Annotated in this window: 13 protein-coding genes; all 13 read left to right on the forward strand. The window is 41.5% G+C overall.

The window, feature by feature from the left end; translation table 11 throughout:
* Positions 1-82: 82 nt before the first annotated feature.
* The 13 genes from C7B70_RS24690 (at position 83) to C7B70_RS24735 (ending at position 6,009) form a co-directional block, all read left to right on the forward strand.
* Positions 83-958, forward strand: a complete 876-nt coding sequence (locus C7B70_RS24690; RefSeq protein WP_106371542.1) for a DUF5895 domain-containing protein — start codon at positions 83-85, stop codon at positions 956-958.
* Between the two features lie 125 nt (positions 959-1,083).
* On the forward strand, positions 1,084-1,290 hold the full coding sequence (locus C7B70_RS24695) for a hypothetical protein (RefSeq protein WP_106371543.1): 207 nt from the start codon (positions 1,084-1,086) through the stop codon (positions 1,288-1,290).
* Positions 1,280-1,660, forward strand: a complete 381-nt coding sequence (locus C7B70_RS24700; protein ID WP_199192549.1) for a type II toxin-antitoxin system PemK/MazF family toxin — start codon at positions 1,280-1,282, stop codon at positions 1,658-1,660. Before C7B70_RS24695 ends, C7B70_RS24700 begins: the two co-directional genes overlap by 11 nt.
* A gap of 97 nt (positions 1,661-1,757) precedes the next feature.
* Positions 1,758-2,315: an exonuclease gene (locus tag C7B70_RS24705; protein WP_106371545.1), complete on the forward strand. Its 558-nt coding sequence runs from the start codon at positions 1,758-1,760 to the stop codon at positions 2,313-2,315.
* Positions 2,316-2,337: 22 nt separating this feature from the next.
* Complete coding sequence (locus C7B70_RS24710; protein ID WP_106371546.1) at positions 2,338-2,604, forward strand: hypothetical protein; 267 nt, start codon at positions 2,338-2,340, stop codon at positions 2,602-2,604.
* A gap of 283 nt (positions 2,605-2,887) precedes the next feature.
* Entirely contained in the window at positions 2,888-3,028 is a 141-nt protein-coding gene (locus tag C7B70_RS26685; RefSeq protein ID WP_158260590.1) for a hypothetical protein, read from the forward strand.
* A 31-nt stretch (positions 3,029-3,059) separates the two neighbouring features.
* The gene (locus C7B70_RS26190) at positions 3,060-3,296 is read left to right on the forward strand and encodes a hypothetical protein (protein ID WP_146134170.1); all 237 of its coding nucleotides are present in this window, start codon (positions 3,060-3,062) and stop codon (positions 3,294-3,296) included.
* Positions 3,233-3,571 (forward strand): helix-turn-helix domain-containing protein, encoded by a 339-nt coding sequence (locus C7B70_RS24715; protein ID WP_106371547.1) that lies wholly within the window; start codon positions 3,233-3,235, stop codon positions 3,569-3,571. The genes C7B70_RS26190 and C7B70_RS24715 overlap by 64 nt, the downstream gene beginning before the upstream one ends.
* Before the next feature lie 31 nt (positions 3,572-3,602).
* Positions 3,603-3,992, forward strand: a complete 390-nt coding sequence (locus C7B70_RS24720; RefSeq protein WP_106371548.1) for a hypothetical protein — start codon at positions 3,603-3,605, stop codon at positions 3,990-3,992.
* A gap of 98 nt (positions 3,993-4,090) precedes the next feature.
* The gene (locus C7B70_RS26690) at positions 4,091-4,267 is read left to right on the forward strand and encodes a hypothetical protein (RefSeq protein WP_158260591.1); all 177 of its coding nucleotides are present in this window, start codon (positions 4,091-4,093) and stop codon (positions 4,265-4,267) included.
* 25 nt (positions 4,268-4,292) lie between these two features.
* Positions 4,293-4,553, forward strand: a complete 261-nt coding sequence (locus tag C7B70_RS24725; protein WP_106371549.1) for a hypothetical protein — start codon at positions 4,293-4,295, stop codon at positions 4,551-4,553.
* Between the two features lie 3 nt (positions 4,554-4,556).
* Positions 4,557-4,784, forward strand: a complete 228-nt coding sequence (locus C7B70_RS24730; RefSeq protein ID WP_106371550.1) for a hypothetical protein — start codon at positions 4,557-4,559, stop codon at positions 4,782-4,784.
* Between the two features lie 142 nt (positions 4,785-4,926).
* Complete coding sequence (locus C7B70_RS24735; RefSeq protein WP_106371551.1) at positions 4,927-6,009, forward strand: tyrosine-type recombinase/integrase; 1,083 nt, start codon at positions 4,927-4,929, stop codon at positions 6,007-6,009.
* The last annotated feature ends 95 nt before the right edge of the window (positions 6,010-6,104 follow it).

A 6,104-nucleotide genomic window follows, 5' to 3' on the forward strand; every position in this document is an offset into this window, starting at 1 on the left:
AGCCGGATGAGGCGAAAGCTTCACGTCCGGATCTGTAGGAGAGGGGCGCGGAATAATACCCGCCCTCGACTCTAACAAAACAATGACGCAAAGTATTGAACGAGATCAATTTGTCAGCGACGAATTTATCGATAAAAATGCCAATTTACCAACTGTAATTGTGTTGAACGACCAACTACACTGCGGTTATTTCATCCCGGTCAGCACGATGGCAAAGTGCGGATGGATTGACTTTGACGAAACGCAGCTAATCAGCCATACTTTCCGCTCTTTTGAAACGGAACAAGGTATTTTAATTCCTAATCCTCGAATGCTTGTTTGTCCGAAAACGGAACTATACCAGTTAGATGTTGAAGTATCAGAACAACAAAAGAAAAGAGCAATTGTAGGGTTATACGATGCAGCGCTTAAGGATGACAAAAACATCAAAACTGAGCGATTGTATCTCGTATTTTTTCTAGATGAAAACAATAACCCGTTGCATTCGTTACCGCTCAAATATGCAGCACGAGGGGTGAATGGGGCAACCTTTGAAGTAGAAAGACGTGCTTTCAAAGCTCAGTTAGAAACTTGTCATGCGCTAATAAATCAAGTTCCAGCTAAACCAAAAAACGATTTATTTCATGCTTTGGGTGTGTTCTGCTTCACAACACAAGCAGAATTAATAGGAGAAAAACAAAACAAATCGTGGTGCTGTAGAGTAGTCAGCCACCAAGTACCAACAACAGAAAACTGGAAGGATTACTTTGTTGGTTACACGCATCTCAAGGACTATACTTGGTCAGCGCTAGAACCAGGTCAGAAAATTGATGTATTGTCAATGCCAGCTTTAGAAACTGAATCCCGTGCAGTGGCGGCGCTGTCACCTGTAGAGGAGTTAGACAGCTTAGGGGCGCATAAAGACTCGATGACTTTACGTGCCAGCCATAACGGGGAAGCTGAAGATGTGGGTTTTTAAATAATCTAATCAATAATTGCTGCGCGCGAAAAGTAAACGTCCTCTTTTCGCGCGCAGTATTAGCAACAACGACGATCCGGTTTTGTTAAAGTAAGTATCAAGGCACTAGAGAGGCATTTAGAGTAATGGAAAACTTACAATCAAAGCAAGATTTTGGACAGACAACAGAAGCCACTTTACCGCTTACTTTGTCTGAGCGTCGTGCTTTCATGAAACTACCACTCTTGGAGCGTCAGCAGATTTTAGCAAGCCAAGTAAAGGAAATGCTAGAACATTACGAAAACTCCCACGAATGGCGGGAACTGGAAGCTGGGGATATCATTGACTACTAATATTTCTACTCCTAAACGAGGCGAGGTTTGGTTGGTCAACTTTGACCCAACCGTAGGCGCGGAGATCAGAAAAGTACGCCCTGCTGTAGTTATAAGTTCAGACACTATTGGCAGATTACCGATTAAACTAATTGCTCCCATCACTGATTGGAAGCTGTATTTTGTCAATAATATTTGGCACGTGAAAATTGAACTAGACAGTAGTAACGGTTTAGCCAAAACTTCGGCTGTAGATGCCTTGCAGTTGCGCGGAATAGATAAGCAAAGATTCATTCGCAAATTGGGGAAGTTGTCAGTAACAACTATGGAAGAAATAACTATAGCGATCGCTGCGGTAATTGAGTATGTAGAAGCGCCAGAGCAAAGATAGGCGCGAAGTTTTTATAACAACCAAATAACTAGCTGAAAGTATCAAATCTATATTTCAGCTAGTTTACTATACTGTCAAACTTTAACAGAACAAGTAGATGAAAGAAATCTATGTTAGTACCGACGTTGAAACCGATGGGCCCATTCCTGGCATCAATTCGATGCTTAGTTTTGGTTCTGCTGCTTATTTCCCTGACAAAACACTGGTAAGCGTGTTTTCTGCAAATCTGGAGACATTGCCCGAAGCCAAAAGCGACCAAAACACAATGGATTGGTGGAAGACGCAGCCCCAAGCATGGAGCGCGCAACGAGAGGATTTGCAATCGCCTGGACTAGCTATGCTCAAATATTTGCAATGGATTGAATCATTGCCAAGTAAACCCGTCCTTGTAGCTTACCCAGTTACCTTTGACTTTATGTTTATTTACTGGTATTTAATCCGATTTACGGGTAGAAGTCCTTTCTCTCATTCTGGATTAGACATCAAAACCTTAGCAATGGCATTGCTGAAAATTGGTTATCGAGACGCAACTAAGCGCCGAATGCCGCGTTACTGGTTTGATGAAAAGCCGCATACACATTTGGCGTTGGATGATGCAATTGAACAAGGAGCTTTGTTTTGCAATATGTGGCAAGAGTTACATAGAAAACCCTAATTATTAAAAGCAGTAAACAATCATGAACTTTGAACGTAGAAAGATCGAAAAACGACATTCACAAAGAATCATTTTAGAATTTGACGTTGTTGGAGATATGGATCTAGACAATTGCCAAAAGATAGCTAACAGTTTAGCTGCTTCGATTTCCACTCAATTGTCTGCCGAGTGCCACATTGAAGTTACCTGTAGCAAAGCTTTAGTACAGCGATTGCAAAAGAGGACTTACGACCAGGTGCAATTGCCGCCACTAGAGATGACCGTAAGCGTTTTGAGCAACAGAAAGTAATGTACGATCACATCAAAGACATGGCTTCAAGCTTAGTCGAAGCGGGATTAGCTACAGACCAAAAGCAGGTATAACTTGTACTATCGCGGTATTGGATAAACAAAGTAGCTGTTGTTTGGACGAATGATGATGTCCATGCAGTTCAAGATGATTTTGACGAAGATAACGAGACATCTTCTCTGAGCGATGAGCAGGCACAAGCTGTATTACAAAAGGCATTTGAGAAACACGATGCCAGCGAAGGAATTACTTGGGAAAACTTGCGTTACTGGAGTGAAGAATTATGCAATTGAGAGTAATTCAAGATAGCGATAATCTAAAAATTGGTGAGATCGCGGCTCAAGTGGGTATGGAATTAGCTAACGGGTACAAACTTGTTAAGGCTAACGATAAAAGTGCGATCGCACGAACGGGTGCGCTCTGACTTTAACTACAATTACAAGATTACGTGATAAATGCGAAAAAATAAAACAATCAAGAATTTTCAGATAGGAGAAGTAGTTACTTCTTTGAGCGGTCAAGTGCGGATAGTTACAGCACTCTTGCCCTATCACTTGTATGGCGGCTTGGTGCAATGCCAAAAAGGTGGGATTATTGAAAATTTTGCTCCAGATGATTTAACCCCACTATGTACCAGAGAGGTTGGTTTCATAAAACAACCTTTGGTCAAGTCATCCGCACTGCACGAATAAGCATTGGCTATAGCCAGCGAGAACTGGCGGCGCTGGTAGAAATAGACTTTACCTACTTATCTAAACTGGAAAGCGACAGTACAGAATATCCGCCTAAAGAATATTTAATCCAGCAACTAGCATACTACCTAGGCTTGGATAGAGAGGAGCTAATGTGTCTAACGGGTCGTTTACCCGAACGCTACCAAGATTTTCTCAAGCAGAATTATAAGGCTATGCCAGCGTTGTTCCGGTGGATGCGGCAAAAGCCAGATTTTATAATTAAAGCAAACTAAATAGTACATTAGTACCATAAAGAGGTATCCAATGGATTCGAGCAAAGTTAGCAACGTAGACCTACACGCCCTCCCAGATTCCAACGAAGTCAGTAACACATATTTGAAAGAGATTCTTGAAGAATTACGCTCGTCAAAACAGCAACTAGATTATGTAATTCAGTCAGGTTTAGGAACCCTCTTTGCTAAAGGTTTAATCTACACGCTTGCTATGTTACCAGTTGTTCGTTTCAACAAACCAATGACGATTGCTGTAGAACCTGGAGACACGGAGCAAGTATTATTCTCTCGTGTCTACAATCCAGTAACAGGAATTGCAGCGTATGCGCCCTATAATGAGCCTGTTAACTGGCAGCATACAATCGTACGGGCAATCTCTAAAATCGATACAGCGCACGGGCGGCTAGAACAAGCACCGTAGCAAAAGACCGCTTAAAGCACCATAAACAAATTACAGCAAACAGGGGGCTAGAAAAATTATCTAGCCCCCTGTTTGTAATGACAAAGGAAAATCTAACCATGCTACAACCAGTATTTACAAAACACAAGAACCTTGAGCAATTGCAGCATCTTCTTAAACACTACCAGCAGGTATATCCGCAAGCCAAACAACAAGGCAAGATTGTCTTACGGCAATATCGCAAAAAGTTGAATCATCAAATTCAACATCTGCAATTGGGTTCCCTGAACCGATAGATTTACTATTCAATCAACCAAAAATATGCAACATACAACAGTCGGTATTACATACACCCAAAAGTTTAACCTGGGAAATTACGAGAGTCTTGAGCTTGGGATTAATCTGTACGCCAAGGTAGATGCCGACGAAGAAGCTTCAGCAGAAACTCTGTTACTGCTGAAGCAAGCAGAATCTATTGTTAAAGCGCAGGCGGCTCCAGCGCTGAAGGCTGTCAACCACCAAGCGCAAGTGAAACACAAGCCGGAGTGGGTAGCAGCGTCAGATGAAGAAGGTGGGTTTTGATGTATGGCTAAACCATGCCTAAATCCCAAGCAAAAAAATTGGCTCAAAACTTTTCTGCTTAAGCATCCCTACTACAAGTTAGAGCGGATATGCGAGGGTTTAGACAATGATCGCATTCTAGTTTTGTCAGGCATAGAAACCCTCCCCCTAGCTTTGATCCCAGAGTTTATAGGGGCAATCCCAGGCTATCAAATTCACGCCTTAAAGGTCAAAATCCGCAAATATGGTTAAGTAATACTCCAAAAATCTATTCTCTAACAAAAACAACAACAACAAATCATTTCATTATCCAGAGATAAGTGAATACAAAACTTAATCTTCTCCAACGAGTAACATATTGATTCATTTAGTACATATGTACTATGCTAGCTTTATGAATTTAACTCTTCAAAAAGGTATTGACCCTAATAGTGGAGAAACAATTTGGTTGATGTTGAACCAAGACTATGAAGTAGTAGAACCTATACAGCGATACCTATCGTTCCTTAGCGGCTGTAAATCTCCTAATACAGTTGAGGCATATGGCTACGACTTTAAGGCATGGTGGAAGTTTTTGCACTGCAAACATCTGAATTGGAAAAATGTTCAACTTTCTGATTTAGAAGACTTCGCTTACTGGCTTAGAGTGGGTGATACCTTGAACGTAACTTCTCTGCAAGGTGCTGAAGCTAAGAGATTAGAGCGCAGTATTAATCGAGCAATAACCGCCATTAGCACATTTTACGAGTACCATATTGCTTCTAAAACGGTAGATTTTAAGCAGTTCGAGCGCTTCTTCATGCCTATTGGCATCAGCCGAACTCGTTTTTTACAAGGCATTGCTAAAAGTAAACCCATGCGGAAGAAATTAGTAAAGCTTAAGGAGCCAAAGAGCTTCCCTGGCTGCCTCAACAACGAACAGGTTGAAACTTTAGCTAATGCCTGTAAAAGATTGCGAGACAAGCTGATTATCTTAATGCTGAATGATACTGGGATGCGGAAGGGGGAACTTTTGGGTCTATGCCATGAAGATGTTGGGGACTTTACTGATAACAGCATTAAGGTTGTCCAGCGAGTTAATCCTAATGGCGCAAGAGCTAAGGGGCAAGAGCGAGTAATTCCTGTTCCATCTAAATTGTTGCAGATATACAATGACTATTTGATTTATGAGTACCCAAATGTGGAATCGGACTACATATTTGTAAATATCTGGGAGGGGGAAGTGGGAGCGCCGATGAACCCCAAAGTCCTCAACACAATGTTTAATCGGCTGGCTAAGAAGACAGGAATTAGAGTTTATCCGCACCTATTCCGTCACACTTATGCAACTCGTCTTCTCAAAGCAGGAATGTCAGCTGATAGGGTTAGGCATCTCATGGGACACGCATCGGTTCAAACAACGTTGGATATTTACTCTCACGTCATCAACGATGGTGAGCTTGATGAAATAGTGAAAGCAGAGGAGCAAGAAAATTGAGTTTTGAAGATCTAGAGTTAAGCTAATAGACTTCTAAAGAGTATAAAATTAAAGTCTGAAATCTTCAAAGTACAAGGACAATGCCTGCGAAAGGA

The organism is Chlorogloea sp. CCALA 695 (assembly GCF_003003885.1).
In the GTDB taxonomy this organism is placed as follows: Bacteria; Cyanobacteriota; Cyanobacteriia; order Cyanobacteriales; family Chroococcidiopsidaceae; genus Aliterella.